The 17,612-nt window shown below is 73.8% G+C and carries 15 protein-coding genes; 10 read left to right on the forward strand and 5 right to left on the reverse strand.

Annotated features, from left to right (window positions below):
• Positions 1 to 7 precede the first annotated feature (7 nt).
• Both AC5R91_RS30230 and AC5R91_RS30235 read right to left on the reverse strand, forming a co-directional pair.
• Entirely contained in the window at positions 8 to 1,309 is a 1,302-nt protein-coding gene (locus tag AC5R91_RS30230) for a glycosyltransferase (RefSeq protein ID WP_495394689.1), read from the reverse strand.
• Positions 1,306 to 2,730, reverse strand: coding sequence for a glycosyltransferase family 4 protein (locus AC5R91_RS30235; RefSeq protein WP_495394690.1), 1,425 nt, complete (start codon positions 2,728 to 2,730; stop codon positions 1,306 to 1,308). The genes AC5R91_RS30230 and AC5R91_RS30235 overlap by 4 nt, the downstream gene beginning before the upstream one ends.
• 295 nt (positions 2,731 to 3,025) lie before the next feature.
• Between AC5R91_RS30235 and AC5R91_RS30240 the strand changes: the two genes are divergently transcribed.
• Complete coding sequence (locus tag AC5R91_RS30240; RefSeq protein ID WP_495394691.1) at positions 3,026 to 3,562, forward strand: DUF3099 domain-containing protein; 537 nt, start codon at positions 3,026 to 3,028, stop codon at positions 3,560 to 3,562.
• A gap of 49 nt (positions 3,563 to 3,611) precedes the next feature.
• Positions 3,612 to 4,739: an SAM hydrolase/SAM-dependent halogenase family protein gene (locus AC5R91_RS30245; protein ID WP_495394692.1), complete on the forward strand. Its 1,128-nt coding sequence runs from the start codon at positions 3,612 to 3,614 to the stop codon at positions 4,737 to 4,739.
• A 70-nt stretch (positions 4,740 to 4,809) separates the two neighbouring features.
• Here the strand turns inward: AC5R91_RS30245 and pucL are convergent, their stop codons facing one another.
• A complete protein-coding gene (pucL, locus tag AC5R91_RS30250; protein WP_495394693.1) occupies positions 4,810 to 5,703 on the reverse strand; it encodes a factor-independent urate hydroxylase in 894 nt (297 codons plus the stop codon).
• 808 nt (positions 5,704 to 6,511) lie between these two features.
• Here pucL and AC5R91_RS30255 point away from each other — a divergent pair.
• The 8 genes from AC5R91_RS30255 (at position 6,512) to AC5R91_RS30290 (ending at position 15,166) form a co-directional block, all read left to right on the forward strand.
• Positions 6,512 to 7,888, forward strand: coding sequence for a L,D-transpeptidase (locus AC5R91_RS30255; protein ID WP_495394694.1), 1,377 nt, complete (start codon positions 6,512 to 6,514; stop codon positions 7,886 to 7,888).
• Between the two features lie 529 nt (positions 7,889 to 8,417).
• A complete protein-coding gene (locus AC5R91_RS30260) occupies positions 8,418 to 9,692 on the forward strand; it encodes a phosphatase PAP2 family protein (protein WP_495394695.1) in 1,275 nt (424 codons plus the stop codon).
• Between the two features lie 267 nt (positions 9,693 to 9,959).
• Positions 9,960 to 11,066: an OmpA family protein gene (locus tag AC5R91_RS30265; protein WP_495394696.1), complete on the forward strand. Its 1,107-nt coding sequence runs from the start codon at positions 9,960 to 9,962 to the stop codon at positions 11,064 to 11,066.
• Positions 11,067 to 11,138: 72 nt separating this feature from the next.
• Positions 11,139 to 11,549, forward strand: a complete 411-nt coding sequence (locus tag AC5R91_RS30270) for an encapsulin-associated ferritin-like protein (protein ID WP_011605623.1) — start codon at positions 11,139 to 11,141, stop codon at positions 11,547 to 11,549.
• The gene (locus AC5R91_RS30275; RefSeq protein WP_495394697.1) at positions 11,546 to 12,364 is read left to right on the forward strand and encodes a family 1 encapsulin nanocompartment shell protein; all 819 of its coding nucleotides are present in this window, start codon (positions 11,546 to 11,548) and stop codon (positions 12,362 to 12,364) included. Before AC5R91_RS30270 ends, AC5R91_RS30275 begins: the two co-directional genes overlap by 4 nt.
• Positions 12,365 to 12,634: 270 nt before the next feature.
• Positions 12,635 to 12,829, forward strand: coding sequence for a (2Fe-2S)-binding protein (locus AC5R91_RS30280; RefSeq protein ID WP_495394698.1), 195 nt, complete (start codon positions 12,635 to 12,637; stop codon positions 12,827 to 12,829).
• Between the two features lie 251 nt (positions 12,830 to 13,080).
• Positions 13,081 to 14,532: an alpha/beta hydrolase family protein gene (locus AC5R91_RS30285; protein ID WP_495394699.1), complete on the forward strand. Its 1,452-nt coding sequence runs from the start codon at positions 13,081 to 13,083 to the stop codon at positions 14,530 to 14,532.
• A gap of 298 nt (positions 14,533 to 14,830) precedes the next feature.
• Positions 14,831 to 15,166 (forward strand): hypothetical protein, encoded by a 336-nt coding sequence (locus AC5R91_RS30290; RefSeq protein WP_495394700.1) that lies wholly within the window; start codon positions 14,831 to 14,833, stop codon positions 15,164 to 15,166.
• Here the strand turns inward: AC5R91_RS30290 and AC5R91_RS30295 are convergent.
• Together AC5R91_RS30295 and AC5R91_RS30300 are read right to left on the reverse strand one after the other, a co-directional pair.
• Positions 15,127 to 15,765, reverse strand: coding sequence for a hypothetical protein (locus tag AC5R91_RS30295; protein ID WP_495394701.1), 639 nt, complete (start codon positions 15,763 to 15,765; stop codon positions 15,127 to 15,129). The genes AC5R91_RS30290 and AC5R91_RS30295 overlap by 40 nt on opposite strands.
• Positions 15,766 to 15,932: 167 nt before the next feature.
• Entirely contained in the window at positions 15,933 to 17,414 is a 1,482-nt protein-coding gene (locus AC5R91_RS30300) for a P-loop ATPase, Sll1717 family (protein ID WP_495394702.1), read from the reverse strand.
• Positions 17,415 to 17,612: the final 198 nt, after the last annotated feature.

Raw genomic sequence — 17,612 nt, forward strand, 5'->3', positions numbered from 1 at the left:
CCCGCCTTCAGGCGGCGATGGGCGGTGCCGGCGGCACCGGGGCCGGCGCGGCGACTGCGCCGGTGCCGGCGGGCTCAGCCGGTTGCGCCGCTTGGGCCGGTTGCGTGGCTTGGGCCGGTTGCGTGGCTTGGGCCGGTTGGGTCGGTTGGATCGCTTGGGCCGGTAGGGTCGGGCTGGCCGTCGGCGACTCGGCGTGGCAGCTGAGGAAGCCGGCGACCGTGGCCGACCAGGTGAACTGCTCGGCCCGGGCCCGCGCCGCCGCACGGCGCTCGGCGCCCCCTGCCGGCGACACCGACAGCAGGTCGACGACCGCGTCGGCGAACGTGAACCCGCTGCCGGCGGCGATCGTGCCCACCCCCGGCACCACCAGCTCGGCCAGCGCGCTGGCATGGTTGACCACCACCGGTGTGCCGCTGGCGAGGGCCTCCAGGGCGGCCAGCCCGAACGTCTCCACCGGTCCCGGGGCGAGCGCGAGGTCGGCGCTGGCGAGCAGGCCGGCGAGCCGTTCGCGGTCGGCGACGAAGCCGAGGAAGGTCACGGGCAGCCCGGCGGCCCGCCGTTCCAACCGGCCGCGGTGCGCACCGTCGCCGGCGATCACCAGGCGGACCGGAACCCGCCGGCGGACCAGCTCGGCGACGGCGTCGACGGCGGTGTCCACCCGCTTCTCCGGCGCCAACCGGCTGGCCACGACCAGCAGCGCCTCCCGGTCCCGGGCGAACGCCCGGCGCAGCGTGCGGTCGCGGTGGTCGGGGTGGAACCGATCGAGTTCCACGCCGAGCGGGATGTGACGCAGATTCGGCGTGCCGAGCCGGACGAACTCGGCCGCGGCCCAGGCCGTCGTCGTGACGACCGTGTCGAACCCGGCGGCGAGGGAGGCGTTCGCCCGGTCCGCCGCCGCCGTCACCGGCAGCACACCCCGCAGCGCCGGCGGCGTCCAGGTGCCGAGCAGCCGGTCGAGCCGTTCGTGGCTGACGACCAGGGACGGCACGCCGCGTCGGCGCGCCCAGCCGCCCAGCGGGCGCAGGGTCGCCCGGTCGTGGACCTCCAGCCGGTCGGGCTGCTCCCGGTCGAGCAGGGCCGCCACCCGCCACGGCTGGGTGATGACCCGGTAGCCGGTGCCGGGCAGGCGGGGGGCCCGAACCCGCAGCACCAGCGCGTCGGGGCGCTCCTCGACCTCGTCGTGCTCCCCGGGCACGATCTGGACGACCTCGTGACCGGCCGCCGTGTAGCCGGCGGCGAGGTGGCGCAGCGTCGTCCGGATGCCGCCGGAGGCCGGCGCGACGAAGTTCGCCGTCTGCACGATCTTCATGGTGACCGCCTGTCTTCTCGTCGGGCCGCGTCCCGGCTGCCCGCCCCCGTTGCCGGCGGCCACGCGGCCGCCCCCGATCCCCACCGGGCGCCACCGCCGGATCCTGCCTGCAGGTGCCGGGCCGCCCACCCGCCCGGGCCGGGCCGTCCGGGCGTCCCGTCCCGGCCGTCCGGCCCTCCGCGCGCGAGGATCTCCCGATGTGCGCCGTGCTCCCCGTGCTCTCCGTGCCCCCTATGCCCCCTATGCGCGCCTGGCCCGGCGCGATGGCCGGCAGGTCCGCCGCGGCGCGCGGTCTGTCCGCCGCCGGTGCCGAGGACGTCGCGGTAGTGGCCGAGCAGCTCGTCGCCGACCGCGCTCCAGCCGCATCCGGCGACGGAGTCCCGCGCGGCCAGCGCCATGGCGGCGCGCTGCTGCGGGTCGCCGACCAGTGCGGCGACCTGGGCGCGCAGCGCCGCCGGATCCCCGGGGGCGTAGTGCAGGCCGGTGCGGCCGTGCTCGACGACGTCGAGCAGCCCACCGGCCGCCGGGGCGACCACCGGTACCCCGCTGGCCTTGGCCTCCTGAGCGGCCTGGCAGAAGGTCTCGTGCACGCCGGTGTGCACGAACACGTCCAGGCTCGCCACCGCGGCGGACAGCTCGCGGCCGCTGCGGAAGCCCAGGAAGGCGGCGTCCGGCAGCGTCCGGGTGAGCGCCGGTCGGGACGGGCCGTCGCCGACGACGACGAGCCGGGTGCCCGGCAGGTCGGCGACCGCACCCAGCAGGTCCACCCGCTTCTCCCGGGCGAGCCGGCCGACGTAGCCGACGAGCAGCTCGCCGCCCGGGGCGAGCTGGCGGCGCAGGTCGGCATCGCGGTGACTCGGATCGAACCGTTCGAGATCCACGCCCCGACTCCAGCGAGCGACCCGCTGCACCCCCTGGCGCAGCAGGGCGTCGACCGAGTCCCAGGATGGCGCCAGCGTGCGCGCCGCCAGCCGGTGCACGGTGGCGAGCCAGCGCCAGATCGTGCGCTCGGCGGTGGCCAGCCCGTAGCGGGCCGCGAACGCCGCGATGTCGGTCTGGTAGACGGCGACGCTCGGCACGTCGAGCCGTCGGGCCGCGAACACCGCCTGCGCGCCGAGCCCGGCCGGGGCCGCGAGATGGACGATGTCCGGGTCGAACTCGCGCAGCGCCGCGGGCAGGGCGGGCCACGGGACGGCGAAGCGGAACGCCGGGTAGTTGGGCATCGGCGCCGACGGTGCCCACAGCACGGGAGCGCCGGCGTGCGCGCGGGGGGCGGTGCGCCGGGCCGCCGGTGCCGGGGCCGGCGCGACGACCATCGCCTCGTGCCCGCGGTCGCGTAGATGCTCCAGGACTCGGCACACCGTGTTCGTCACCCCGTCGACGTGGGGGAGGAACGACTCGGTGATCACGGCTACGCGCACACCGAGCACGGTGGCAGGGCACGGAGCCGTCCCGCGGACGGCCAGCCGACCGATACGTGAACGTTCCCGCACAGCTTCGTGCCGGAAAGCGCCGCCCGGGCCGAGTGGCCGCGGTCCGGGCGGTCCGGGCGGTCCGGGTGGTCCGGGTGGTCCGGGTGGTCACGGGGTCCCATGACGGGGTGCGGAGCCCGATCGCGGCCGTTTTCCCCGCGACCCGCTGAGGAGGATATTGGGAGGGGAGGGTGGGCGGGGCGGGGACGAACCGGACAGGGAGAACCATCGAGGTGTACAGGTGATGTTCAAACGCCGAGAGACGGTGCTCATCACGTCCGCCGGCCGGTCGCGGCAGTCCGACATCCACCGCCGGGAGCGGCGTTACCTGGCCTCGATGCTGTTCCGGGTCGTCTGCTTCGTGCTCGCCGTGGTCGCCTTCCACGGCTGGCTGCGGTTCATCGCCGTCGCGATCGCCGTCATCCTGCCCTGGGTCGCGGTCGTCGTCGCCAACGGTGGCCCGCCTCCCGAGCGGGACCGACCCGCCACCTTCGATCCGGTGCGGGCGGTGCAGGACGCGCCGGCGGCGCTGACCGCCGATCCCCACCGCGTGGTCGACAGCGAGGGCTGGGTCGACGACGCGGGCTGGGTGCACGGCCAGCCCTCGACGGCGCCGAGCGGCGTGTGGTCCGCGACTGCGGACGCGGCCTCCGAGTATCCGGCGGACGCGCCGCCGGCCGGCTCGGCGACCCCCGGCTCGTCGTCCGCCGTCGACGAGCCGCCGGGGCCCGCCGAAACCTCCGCGCGGGCTGATCCCGTGGCCGACGCCCCGGAGCGGTGACCGGGGAACGTAGCGTGCAGGCCCCGTCCTTCGGGGGAGGCGTCCGTCGATGAAGCAGGAACCCGCACCGCGAGATGCGGGAATCACCTCCCGTCGGAGAGGTGAGGATGTCAACTTCGTCAGCTTCACCACGGACTATGGGCTCGCGGACGGTTTCGTCGCGGCGTGCCACGGGGTGATCCTGCGGGCGGTGCCGACGGCCCGCATCATCGACGTCACCCACCTCGTGCCGCCGGGCGACGTGCGCCGCGCGGCGGCGGTGCTCGCCCAGACGGTTGGCTCGCTGCCGCGCGGGGTGCACCTCGCGGTGGTGGACCCGGGGGTGGGCACGGCGCGCCGGGCGGTGGCGGTGCGCGCGGCCGGCGGGGACCTCGTCGGGCCCGACAACGGCCTGCTGATCGCGGCGGCCGAGCGGCTCGGCGGCGTCCAGGCCGCGGTGACGTTGCCGGTGCCGGCCGCAGTGCCCGCGACGTTCCACGGTCGCGACGTGTTCGCACCCGCCGCCGCCGAGCTCGCCCGGGGGACGGACCTGACCGCGCTCGGCGCGCCGCTCGACCCGGCGACACTCGTCCGCCTGCCCGCCCCGCACGCCCGGCTGCGATCCGACGGCGTACTCGAGGCCGAGGTGCTGCTCGTCGACACCTTCGGCAACGTCCAGCTCGCGGCCGAGGGGCCGTTGCTCGCCGATGCCGGGCTGCGACCGCCTGGCCGGGCGCTGGTCTGGGCCGCCACCCCCGGCACCGGCGGCCCATCGCCCGGCGCGGCCGGTGGAACACCCGGCGGCGCATCCGGTCTCGCGACCGGTGCCGCATCCGGTGTCGCGGCCGGTGGCAGGAAGGCCGATCCGGCGGCGCGGATGACCGATCCGGCGGCGCGGATGACCGAGCCGGCTGTCGGGGCGACCGAGCCGGCCGTCGGGGCGACCGAGCTGCCCGTGGGGGTGACCGAGCTGCCTGTGGGGGTGACGGAGCCGGCTCCGGGCGTGACGGAGCTGGCGGTGGGGGTGACGTTCGGGTCGGTGGCGCCCGGCGAGCTGGTGCTCTACGTGGACGCCGCGGGCATGGCCGCGATCGCGGTCCGCGACGGCGATGCGGCTCGCACCCTGGCCGTCGCCCCGGCGGACCGGCTCGCGCTGTGTCGGGTGGGTGCCGGGGCGTGGGTGGGCGCCGGCGCCTGAGCGGACGCCGTGGGCCGGCGGCGGGCCCGGTGTCGACCGAGCGCTCAGGCCCGCCCGGGCCGTGCGCGGGTCAGCAGAAGCCGGGCACGGCCTGCCAGCTCGGGCCCGGGTCGGGCGCGTCGTCGCGCAGCACCGTCGCCTCGATCCGCCCGTAGGGACGGTCCGGCGCCTGGTAGACGACGTCCGGGTTGTCCAGCCCGAACGGTTCGAGGTCGACCAGGAAGTGATGCTTGTTCGGCATCGACATCCGGACCTCGGCGACCTGTGGGAAGGCGGTCAGGGCCGCCTCGCCCATCCGGTAGAGCGTCTGCTGCAGCGCCAGGCTGTGGACGTCGGCGAACGTGCTGACCAGGGTCTCGCGGACGCCGTCGAACAGCGGCCCGAAGTCATGACCGGCCCCGACGTAACGCCAGCGGGCCGTCACCTCGGTCGCGAGGATGCGGTCGGTGGTCTCGGGCAGGGTCGTGTAATGGTCGCGGGGAAAGCCCCAGAACTCCGAACCGGTCGACTTGAGCACGACCAGCCCGGCGAGTCCGGAAACGACGAACGTGGCGTCGCCGTCCACCGTGACGACCGTCGTCCGTCTTTCCCCGCCCACCCGGCTGAACGCATGTTCGTGCGGCGTCCCGCCGACCAGGATCCGATTCCAGTGGTATTGCTCGATCTCTATCCGAGCGCCGTTGATCCACGGGAAGGAATCGACAAAATGCCGGCCGAGCCGGATCGCGAAATCTTCGATCTGGCCGACTCCATGCTCCCGCGCGAAGGCGTAGACGGTGTTCTTCTGCGCATCGGTCGTGAGGACGTGCGAGTTGTCACCGGTCAGATGGGCCGCGGCGAAGTCGCCGCGAAGCGCGGTGGACACGTTCAGGTCGGTGAGGTGATGCACCGGACCCGTGCGGTCAACGTGGACGAGACGGATCTCCGCCTTGCCGAACTGGTTCGGTCCGAGCACGATCGCCATCGAGCCTCCCTGGTCGCGGGGACGTGCGTTCCCTCGCGGTGAGGGTCGTCCGGCGACGAGTCTGGTCCGGTCCCCGGCCGGGCCCGGCGCGGCCCGGCACGTGGCGCCGCGACCCGCGCGGTCCGCGCGGTCCGACGGTGTTCCCGGACGCCCCGCCCGTGGCCCCGCCCATCCTGCGGCAGCGGTGTGACGGCGCGGGCCGCCCGTGGGTTTCGTGGCCGTTTCCGCCGGCCGGCCGCGAGCGGTCCGCGCCGAGGCCGTCCGATGATCCTCCGGCGGTCCGCCCGCGGGCCCGTGGTGGCCGGGGTGGGCGCAGGCCGCCGCCGGCCCCACCGCCCCCGGGTCCGCGGGCCGTCGATCACGGACCGCCCAACGAATCCGCGGTTCCCGCCGGAATTCCATCGACATCGCAATGATCCGGGATGGTCCTGGGTTGGTGTCGGTCGGCTGTACCGCCTGGTCGTCCCCGAGTTGCGGAAAACCATCCCTCCGTGTGACCGGTTGCGCCGTCTTTGGTGGCTCGATGGGTCTAGGTCGTCGCTTTCGGCGGGTTGGCGAATTGTCATCCCGGGGGGCAACCTCATCCGGTGTCCGCGCGTCGGAAGAGGGGAAAGGGGAGGGGTTAATGGGGAATACCCGGAGGGTGCTACCCTCCGTATTTATCTGCTCGACGCGGAGTGATGGTCGGGCGGCTGACACCCGCCAGTTCAGTGATCGACGGGACGAGGTGCCGACCCCTGGGTACCGTTCAGACCTAGGCTTCCGTCCGGCGACGATGCCGGTCGCGTTCTTCGGAAGAGGGCATTACATGTCTCGCTCGGTAATGATTCCCTCACGTGTTTCTCGTGGGTGGGACCCGAGCCGTCCGGGTCGGCGGCCGGCCGGCACTTTCGGGTACCGGCGTGGCCGCTGGATCGGCGGGGCGCTCGCGTTCGTCACGGCGCTGACCGTCGCCGCCTGCTCGCCCGGCGGCGGCTCGTCGAAGCCGGCGAACGTCGCCGCACCGGATCCCGCGGCGAGTGTGACCGTCTTCCCGGGCGACGACACCAGGGGCGTCACCCTCGCCGATCACGTCGTCGTCCACGCCAACGCCCCGCTGGCCGACGTGAGCGTCGCCCGGGAGGCGAGCGCGTCGGAGAAGACCGAGCCGGGGGTGCTGCTCGGGACGTTCTCGGCCGACCGGCGGACGTGGACGTCCTCGGGCGGCCTGTACTCCGACTCCCGCTACCAGGTCGCCGCCACCACCAGCCCGGCGACGGGGATCGTCGGGACGAAGTCGGTGCGCACGAGTTTCGTCACCGGGGTGCCGGAGAAGTCGTTCAAGGTCTCCTGGGAGCCGGTCGCCGGGCAGACGGTCGGGGTCGGCGCGCCGATCAGCCTGACCTTCAGCGCCCCCGCGCAGAACCGCGCCGCCGTGCAGCGCATGCTGTCCGTGCGTACCGACCCGCCGGTCCTCGGCGCCTGGAACTGGATCTCGAACCGGCTCGTCGTCTGGCGCCCGCAGCAGTACTGGACGCCGGGAACGAAGGTGCATGTGGAGGCGAACCTCGCCGGGTACGACGCGGGCGGAGGACGCCTCGGCGTGAAGGACCGGGCGATGGACTTCGTCGTCGGCTCGGCGCAGATCTCCAAGGTCGACTCCGCCACCCACACCATGCAGGTGTTCCGCGACGGTCAGTTGCTGCGCACGATGCCGGTGAGCCTCGGCAAGCCCACATCTCCGTCGATGGACGGCCCTCACAACGTTCTCGGCAAGTCGCCCGAGGTGATTATGGATTCGGCGACGGTGGGCATCCCCAAGGGCAACCCGGATTACTACTACGAAAAGGTCCAGTGGGCGGTGAACTACACCAGCGGCGGGCAGTACGTGCACTCCGCGCCCTGGTCCGTGGCCTCCCAGGGGCGGACGAACGTCTCCCACGGCTGCGTGAACGCCTCCCCGGCCGACGCCCAGTGGTTCTACGGCATCAGCCGGCTTGGTGACATCGTCGACATCGTCAACACCGGCCGCCCGCCGGACACCAGCCAGCTCGGCAACGTCTGGTCGGTACCGTGGTCGGTCTGGAAGGCGGGCAGCGCCCTGCCCGTGTCGGACCAGCCCGAGACGACGGCGCCCACCACCCCGCCGGCGGCGAGCACCGCCGTTCCCGGTCCGCCCGGTGCCGCGGCGGCCGGCGGCGCCTGACCCGCCCCGCCCCGCGCCGACCGGTCACCGCCCATGCGGGTGGTGACCGGCTCGTCGGCGTCTGCGGGGCGCGCCGGCGTCGCGGCGAGCCCCGGCCGGCCCACCGGTTCCGTGCCGCTCCGGGGCGGCCTGGGGGTGCCCCGTCGAGGCGGGCGGACCCGGCCGGGAGGGCACGGGCCGTGGCGACGGGCACGCAAGAAGTCGGTGAATTTCCTGCCGAATCCGGTCACGGATCGGCCCGTGACGGCACCAACCGGCCCATGCTGTTGAGTGGAAGCATGAAGTGCGCGCTGGCGCGGCGCCCCGGCGGGCCGCGACCGGGTGGGGCCGACGTCCGTGGCTCGCGCGGCGGCCGTGCCCGCCGCGGCGGCTGCGGCTGTCGCGACGCTCGGGGAAGATCGCGACAGCCGGGAAGCGCGGGGCATCCGGAATGGCCGCGACGTCCGGGAGAAGTACGGCGTCGCGAACGAGTGCGACGGTTGGGAAGAGTGCGACGGTTGGGAAGAGTGCGACGTTCGAGAGGTGCATCGTGAGGCGCTTGCGCAACCAGACCACCGGTCTGCCGGTCTGGTGGGTCGAGCTGCTGATGTTGGCCGTCCTGTACTACTCGTACACCGGGACCCGCTCCGTCGCCGACGCCTCGGCCGGCGAGGCGATGCGGATGGGTCACGATCTGCTGCGGTTCGAGACCTTCCTGCACCTCGACATCGAGCTCAGCCTCAACCGGTGGCTGCAGAGCGTCCCGGTGCTGGCGGTGGTGTGCTGTTACTACTACGCGACGCTGCACTTCGTGGTCACGCCGGGACTGCTGGTGTGGACGCACCGCCGGCACACCCGGCACTACGCGCAGGTGCGCTGGACGCTCGTGGTGACCACGCTGATCTGCCTGCTCGGGTTCTTCCTCTTCCCGACGGCGCCACCTCGCCTGCTCACCGGCACCTCGTACACCGACACCATGTCCCACTTCGCGGGCTGGGGCTGGTGGACCGGCACCGCCAGCGCCGCGCCGAACGGCCTGGAGAGCCTGACCAACCAGTTCGCCGCGCTGCCGTCGCTGCACTGCGCCTGGTCGTTGTGGTGCGGGTTCCTGCTCGTGCGCTTCGGGCGCCGGTCGGTGACCCGGATCCTCGGGGTGCTCTACCCGGCGGCCACGTTCTTCGTCGTCATGTCGACCGCCAACCACTATCTGCTCGACGCGGTGGCCGGCTGGATGGTCCTCGGCGTCGCCGCCGGTTCCGTCGCGCTGGTGTTCGCCTGGCGGCAGCGGGTCCCGGCGGTCCCGGTCGGTGCCGCGCCGGTGCCGGTGCCGCAGCGGGAGTCGGCCCGGCCGGCGGGCTCGGCGGCCCCGGTCGCCGTTGCGAACGCCGGTGGGCCGGGCACGGCGCCGGTCGCACTCGCCACCTCGACGGCGGCCGCGGCGGCGCATCCCCGGGCGGATCCGAAGCCGTCCGTCGGCGCGAAGCCGTCCGTCGGCGCCGAGCCGTCGGCCGGCCACGGTCCGTCGGCTGGTCGCGATCCGTCGGCCGACCACGGCACCGGCCGCGATCCCGCCGCCGGTCCGGGCGCCGTCGCGGATGCCGCGTCGCCCCCCTTGCCCGAGTCGCCCGAGCCGCCGGTGGAGCCGACCGCGGCCCGCTCCACCCCGCCGGCTGAACCCGCTTCCTCGGCACGGGCGGCGCCGGCCACCGGTCGGCAGGGGCCGCCCACCGCGGCGCCCGTGCCCACCGTGCCGGCCCCCGCCTCGCCCGAGCACTCCCTGCGGTCGGAACGGGCCATCCGTCCGGACGGTGCGCGCGCGGTCTGATCCGGCGGGTCCCGTCCGGGCGAGGGAGCGCCGCGCCGCCCCGGCGGCCGGTGGGGTGACGCCGCGGCGGGGTGTCCAGGATGCGCGGTTTGTGACCCCCGGTGTGTTGCCTGGGTGGGCGATGTGCGAAGGTTGTGCTGCGGCCGGCGTCGGCCGCACACCTCCCTGCCTCGCCTGTCCGGGCAGCGTCGCGAAAGATGCACGTCCTGCCCTTCCGCGCCGTCCCCGGGTTGCGCGTCCGGTCCGATCCCGCTCGGAGTCCGATCGATGTCCCCGTCCCTGGCCGCGCGGCTGCACCGTCCCCGCCCGGTCGCGTTCGTCGTGTCGCTGGTGCTGGCCTGGCTGCTGCTCGCCCTGATCGCCTTCGCGCTGCGTCGCGGGCCCATCCAGGACGACCTGGCCGCCCGGGCGACGGCGGCCGTCCGGGCTGCCGGCGGCGTGCACGCCCAGGTGCGCGTCGAGGGGCGGGAGGCGATCGTCAGCGGGCGCTTCCCCAGCGCGGCGGCCGCGGAGCAGGCGCGGGCCTCGGCTGCGGTCTCCGGCACCACGTCGGCCCGCCTCGGCGGCGACGTGGTCATCGCCACCCAGCCGGCCCGGCCGCTGGTGCTCGCCGTGGCCGGGCGGGGTCTGTCGGTCACCGCGACCGTGCCGGACGCGGCGAGCCGCGCCGCGCTGCTGGCCGCCGTGGCCGACGCCGCCGACGGCACGGTGCGCGGCCAGGTGCTCGTCGACCCGGCGGTCGCCGAGCCGCCGGTGGAGGCCGTCGCCGCCCTCGCCACGGCGCTGCGCGGGGTGGCGGGGGAGCACTCCGCGACAGTGTCCGGCTCGACCGTCGCCCTCGCCGGCGGCACCCCTGACGAGGCCGCCCGCCGCCGGCTCGGCGCGGCGGCGCTGGCCGCGACCGCCGCCGCCGTCCCCGGCGCCACGCTGGCGGACCACCTGGTCGTCACCCGCGCCGGGTCCGAGGACGCCGCCAGGCCGGATCGCGCCGCGGCCGGCAGCCGGCAGTCGGGCTCCCTAGCGGCCCTGCGGGCGGCCCTCGACGGGGACGTCGTCACCTTCCCGGTGTCCGGAGCGCGGCTGAGCCCGTCGGCGCGGGCCCGCCTGGACAGGGTCGCCGCCGCCCTGCGCGGCGGGGATCTCGCCGTCCTCGTCGGCGGCTACACCGACCCCTCGGGGCCGTCCGCGTTGAACCAGGCGCTGTCGCTGAACCGGGCCCAGGCCGCCGCCGACTACCTGACGAGCCGGGGCGTCCCCGCCGACCTCGTGCGGGCCGCGGGGTTCGGCTCCCGCGAACCGGTCGCGAGCAACGGCACCTCGCAGGGCCGCGCCGCCAACCGCCGGGTCGAGATCATCCCGTTGCCGTCGCGCTGACCGCGGTGACCGTGGGTGTGAGACCGCACCCGTGCCGGCGTAACGCCGGGTCAGCGTGGTAGGCAAGTCGCCATGGGCGACTCAAGCATGGGGCTGCACGAGCAGCCCGACAAGCTCTCCGCGCAGACGGTCGACCGGCACCGGGCGATCGTCTCGCTGATGGAGGAGCTGGAGGCGGTCGACTGGTACGACCAGCGGGTCGACGCCGCGACGGACCCGGAACTGGCCCAGGTGCTGGCGCACAACCGGGACGAGGAGAAGGAACACGCGGCGATGACGCTGGAATGGTTGCGTCGCCACGATCCCGTGCTGGACACCCAGCTACGGACCTACCTGTTCACCTCCGGGCCGGTGACCGAGGTCGAGGAGGAGACCATGGATCGGGGTGGCTCCGGCGACCCGGACGCGGTGACGGAGCGGCAGGCGGCGGGGCCCGGTGACGGTTCCCTCGGAATCGGCAGTCTGAAAGGTGTAGGCGAGTGAATCATCTGCTGCGCGGCCATGCCCCGCTGACGGACGCTGCCTGGAAGGCAGTGGACGACGAGGCGAAGGCCCGCCTCACGACGAACCTGGCCGCCCGCAAGGTGGTGGACTTCGCCGGGCCGCACGGCTGGGAGTACTCCGCCACCCCGCTGGGTCGGGCGGCGGCGTTGTCCTCGCCGCCGGCGGCCGGGGTGCAGGCCCGGGTCCGCAAGGTGCAGCCGGTCATCGAGCTGCGCGTCGGCTTCACCCTCGATCGCGCCCAGCTCGCCGACGCCGACCGCGGCGCCGACGACCTCGATCTCGCGCCGCTGGAGGAGGCGGTGCGCCGCATCGCCGTCACCGAGAACTCGGTCGTCTTCCACGGCTACCAGGAGGCCGGCCTGGTGGGCATCACGCAGGCGTCGGCACATCCCCAGCTCCCGCTGGCGGCGGGGACCGACACCTACCCGCGCACCGTGGCCAAGGCCGTCGCCCTGCTGCGCCGCGCCGGCATCGCCGGACCGTACGCCCTGGCCATCGAGCCGGACAGCTACACCGCGGTGATCGAGACCGCCGAGCACGGCGGCTACCTGCTGCTGACCCACCTCCAGCACATCCTCGACGGGCCCGTCGTGCAGGCCCCAGGGGTCCTCGGCGCGGTCGTGCTCAGCCTGCGTGGCGGCGACTTCGTGCTCGAGTCGGGCCAGGACCTCTCGATCGGGTATGCGTCCCACACGGCGGACACCGTCGACCTGTACCTGGAGGAGAGCTTCACCTTCCGGGTGACCGAGCCCGACGCGGCCGTCGCGCTCGTGCCGGCCGCCGGGGGCGCGTAGCCGGTTGTGGGACGGGGGGACGGGCCCGTCCGTCCCCCCGTCTCGCGCCGGCGCCGGGCCGTCGTGCTGGTGGCGCGGGGGCATTTACGCCCGGACGTGACGGGCGATACGGCCGTCTTGCGCCGAGGGGGGGTCGCATGGCACCCTGCAATTAGGGAAGCCTTAGCTAAGGCATCGGTCCGTCCGGGCCGGCGCCGCGGCGTCCCGGCAGGGTCCGCCAACTGCCGGCCAACCCCGAGTGGGCTGGCCGCCTCGGGCTGGTGAGGTGCGGTGCTCGTCTGTTCTTGCTTCGCGGTGTCTGACCGGACGCTGCGCAAAGTGATCGCCGCCGGTGCTCGCGACGTGGACGAGATCGGCGCGCGCTGCGATGCCGGCACCGGCTGCGGCGGCTGCGTCGAGGAGATCGAGGACCTGCTGGACGCCGTCGCCCCCCGCTGCGCCCGTCTGATCGCGAGGGCAGGCTAGCTGCGGTCGGAACCGCGCATCGCCGTCTTGCCGGCGATCGTGGTGCTCCGCGGAACCGCGCCCCAGGTCCCGCGTCCCAGCTCCGACTCGGGCGATCACGATGTTCCGCGACGTTCTCCTGGTCGTCCGGGGCCGCCGGCTCGGCGACCCCGACGAGGATCCGGTAAATCCGCGCGTCGAGCGACATTCGGCCACCGGCCCAGCCGATGCCTCGGCGACTTTCCGACACGCTCAGTAGTGTCATCGCCATGATGCGTAGCGTGATCTGGTACGCGGTGACGCGCCGGACCGCAGCACCGTCGGCGAGGCGCCTGGCGGCCCCGACCGTCTTCCTGCTGGCGTTGCTGGCCCTGCTGGGCTGCGTGGTGGGTCCGGCGGCTCCGGCGATCGCGGGCGGCGGACCGCCCGGCGGTGACCGCGATCCGCTCGTCGGCGTCGCCGCCGCGGCAGCTCCGCCCGATCCGGCGCCGGTTGCCACCGACGCTGCCGGGCCCGACCCGGACCTGCCGGGGCCCTGGCGGATCGGTTACCGCACGGTGCGGATCGTCCGCCCGGGCCGTGTTCTCGTGACCTCGCTGTGGTATCCGGCCCGCCCGAACACGTCCGCCGCCCACGGCTCGTCCCTTCCCGGGGCAACCGGAACGACCGCGACGGCCGGGGCAACCGGGGCAACCAGGACGGCCGGAACGACCGGGGCAACCGGGACGGACGGGGTGGACGGCCCGAGCGGCGGGCCGCGCGCGGCGGCCGAGTCCGGGACCGGTGGAGCCTGCCCCGAGATCGCGGCCGCCGGCCCGGCGGGTCTCGGCGGGCCCGGACAGCCGGCGTTCTACCCGTTGGTCGGACACATCGGGTTTCCCTCGGCGAGCGCTGTGACCGACGCCGCCCCGGCCCCAGGCCCGTTCCCCCTCGTCGTGTTCTCCCACGGCAGTATCGGCAGCCGGATTCAGTCGGCCTACCTGATGGAGGCGCTGGCCAGCCACGGCTTCCTCGTCGCCGCCCCCGATCATCCCGGCGACACGATGGCCGACGCCGCGGTGGGCCGGGAGGAGCGCCAGCTCGAGCTGGCGACGGACCGGCCCCGCGACGTCTCCGCGGTCATCGACGCGCTGACCGCCAAGTCCTGTCCGGACGCTGTGCGGGTCCGTCCCGACGAGATTGGCATCGTCGGCTTCTCCTTCGGCGGGTTCACCGCGGTCGTGTCGAGCATCGCCGCCCTGCCCCTGCCGGCGGACGGGCGCATCCGCGCGTCGGTGGGGATCGCGGCGACGACCTCCCCGCTGCCCGCGACGTCACTCGCCCAGGTGCGCGTGCCCACGCTGCTCATCGCCGGCACCCGGGACGGGGCGGTGCCGATTCCCGAGAACATCGACCGGGCGTTCAATCTCCTGGTCGACTCCCACCCGCGGATGACCGTCGCCATCACCGGTGCCGCGCACAACTCGTTCACCGAGATCTGCCGGCAGGCCGGGCTGCTCGGCGCCGCCGGAATCCCGGCCCGGCTGGGCATGCAGGTCGCGCTGACCTCCGCGGCCACCTGCTGGCCGCCGCAGATCGCCCCCGCCGACGCCCACCGGCTCACGGACCGCTACACCGTGGCCTTCCTCGCGTTGCACCTGCGGGGGGACTCCGGCTACGCGCGCTACCTCACGTCCCCGGACGCGGGGGACGCACGGCTGGCGACCGTCCGCTCGCGTCCCTGACCATCGCGCGGGGGAGGCGGCCGGCGTCGCCGCGTGCAGGTCCGGCCGGCGGCCGCCACGGAGGTACTACCCCGGTCGGGCTACCCGGACGGTGCTAAGAAGGCATACAGGTGACCCACCCCGACATCAGCGGCTACCGTTGGCCAACCGGCCGGCGGGCGCCACGATGCGCGGCGCCGACTGGTTGATCCGGTCGCGTCGGCGCCTCACCCGGACCCGGTGCCCGAGTCGCCCGCCGAACCGGATCACGGGCGATGCCTACGGGTACGGTGCGGTGCCCCGCAAGGAGGTCGTGGCGATGTCTGCTCGCCAGGTGCGGCGGTTCGAGCTGGAGCGCGAGGTCGACGTCTCGGGGGTGTCCGGGACGGGCGCGGTGGCATTCGGGGCGCAGGCGCCGGACGGCACCTGCGTGCTGTGGTGGGACTCCGAGCACGACTCCATCGCGATCTATCCGACGATGGAGACCCTGCTCGCCATCCACGGGCACGGCGGGACGACCCGGGTCGTCTACATCGACGCGGCCGACCAGGCTCCTCCGCAGCGCTCCGGGGCGACGCCGCCGGACTCCCGTGGTCCGGCCGGCCGGTCGGGCGGTCAGGTCAACGGGCGGAAGCAGGCGGTCGCGCGGTCCTGAGGATCGACGGTGTAGAGCGCCAGGGTGCCCGCCATCTCCCGCGGATCGATGCCGTGGTCCAGCATCTGCCGGTGTAGATCCGTGAGCATGCGCAGCGCGTAGCCGAGAAGCACGGGCGCGATGCCCGCGGGGTGGCGAAGAGCCTCCAGGAACCGCGCGTCGGTGTCGCCGTCGCTGGTGAGCGCGGCGAGGATGCCGAGCCTGATGCGATCCTCCAGGTCCTCCCAGACCGCCGCGCTGGCCGGCGTCTCGGGTCCCTGCCAGATCCCCGGTACGCGCAGTTCCGCGACGAGGACGGTCGGCTGGCGGCCGGTGCGTAGATGCACGGCCACGACCCACATCGCCATCAGCCAGCACAGCCCGCGCATCGTGTTCAGCGGATCGGCGGCGACCTGCTCGGACAGGTGCCGCTCGGACTGCGGCCGGCTCGCCGGCGCCAACCAGCCCCAGGCGAGACGTTCGATGTCGACGATCTGGACCATCGGCAGGTCGGCGGGATGGGGCCGGGCCAGCGCGGCGGCGCGGCCGGAGTCGGCGTCGACAAGCGCGAGCGCCCCGGGGTCGGAAAGGGTCTGCCAGGCCAGACCCACCGATGGCATGCGGCCCACGGTAACCCCAGCATCAAGGCTGAACCAGGGGTGTTGGCTGCACGGTGTGAAAATGGTCGTGCGGCCGCCCCTCCCTTTCTTCGCGTCGGTACCCGGCGCCGTCATCTCGCCGTCATGCACGCCCATTCGCGGACGCCGGCTTTTCACCGATCGACGACTCACCGATCGACCACGTAGCGGTGGAACATCGGGTGGATCGTGAACTCGGTGACGCTGTGCAGGGCGGGCCGTGGACGCCGGGGCCGGCGGACCTCGCCGGCCGCGGCCGCCTGCTGGGGTGCGGCGCCGACCGGCACCCGCTCGGGATCGGCGGCGGTGTCTCCGGCGGGGACGAGGAAACCGACGTTCCACAGCACGTCGAGGATCACCTCCGGTTCTCGGCTGTCGACCCAGGAGCGGGCCTCCGGTGCCGTGTGGACCGCCCCGGTGGCCAGGTCCAACAGGAACAGTTCCAGGTCCTCGCGGTTCCAGACGGGCGGCCCGGCGCGGAACGTCTGGAAGACGCCGAGCAGCCCGGGGTGCTGGAACCGGTACTCGGCCGCGATGTCGCGCGACCGCTCGGCCGAATACGTTGATTCGACCGCCTGGATGTCCCGCGGGGTGATTCTGACCGACTTGCGCGAGCTGTGGGTGCGGGCGTGGTCGAGCGCGTGGCTGCAGTACTGGATGATTTCCCGGGGACGACACAGTGAACGGTCCGTCATGTACCGGAAGGACCACAGTGGCCGGGTGAAGACCGCACCCCAGCAGTCATCGTCGGTGCGGTGCCTCATGTCGCGGACCGTATGCCGGATGCGGCCGGCTATCATCTTCCAGAGCCCCTCCTCATCCCAGGAGATGACCTCGATGAGATCCCGGAACTTCTGGGCGTCGTCGTATATCGCGGGGATGCTGTCGTAGAGCTCCTGCCGCAGCGACATGCAGATCCGCAGCTGCGGCGAGAGATCGTTGATCGACATGCAGGCCTGGAACAGGCCGGCGACGAACGCCTGGGCGTCCTCGGAGGCGTCCCAGCCGCGGTCCAGCTCGTCGACGAGCACCGTCACGTGGCTGCGTTCGCACAGGCGGACCAGCGGGGGCAGCAGATGTTCGATCTCCTGGAGTTTGTATAGATACTGCAGCTCCCGGGTGCGCACACCCGCCTCGTACCGGCCTATCTTCACCGACTCGATCCGGCGAAGATAGGAGACGAAGGCGTCGAAGGCGCTCGTCGTGCCGCCCGCGTGATGATCCCGCAGGTAGGTGTGGATCTGGCTCTCCGCGCCACGGCGCAGCCGGCCGTGGCGACGGGTCAGCTCCTTCATGATCAGTATAAGGATCAGGTACTTCCAGGCCGTCGCATAGGCGCCCAGCTTCGCCCACGCGCCGTCCAGCTCCCGGGTCATGGCGGAGCTGAGGAACTCGTAGGAGTAGTCCTCCGGGGCCAGCTCGATCACCGAGCGGCCCGCGTCCCGCTGCCGATGCGCCATGGTCTTGAAAATCGCACTCTTGCCGGCGCCCCGGTTCGCGACCAGGATCGTCTTCGTCCCCGAGTTCACCTGGTTGTATGCGGACGACTCGATGAAATAGGAGTCGAGCCCCCGGCGGATGTCTCTTTCTGCGGCGGCCGCGCCGAAGCTGAGCTGGGCAAGATCGACCATCAGCACCCTTTCGGCCGAACGCCGACGCATGGTCCGAGTCTGAACGCTCTCGACGATACAGCGAACACCGTCGCATTGCGGGCGAATTATTTCTCGAATACGCGTTCGACGTCCCGGCGCCGCCTGGTTCGACCGATCCGGTCGGCATTCATGCAGGTCGGGGTCCCGGCGGGCCGGGTCGATCCGGCGCGGGATTGC

Source organism: Frankia sp. BMG5.60, assembly GCF_059428125.1.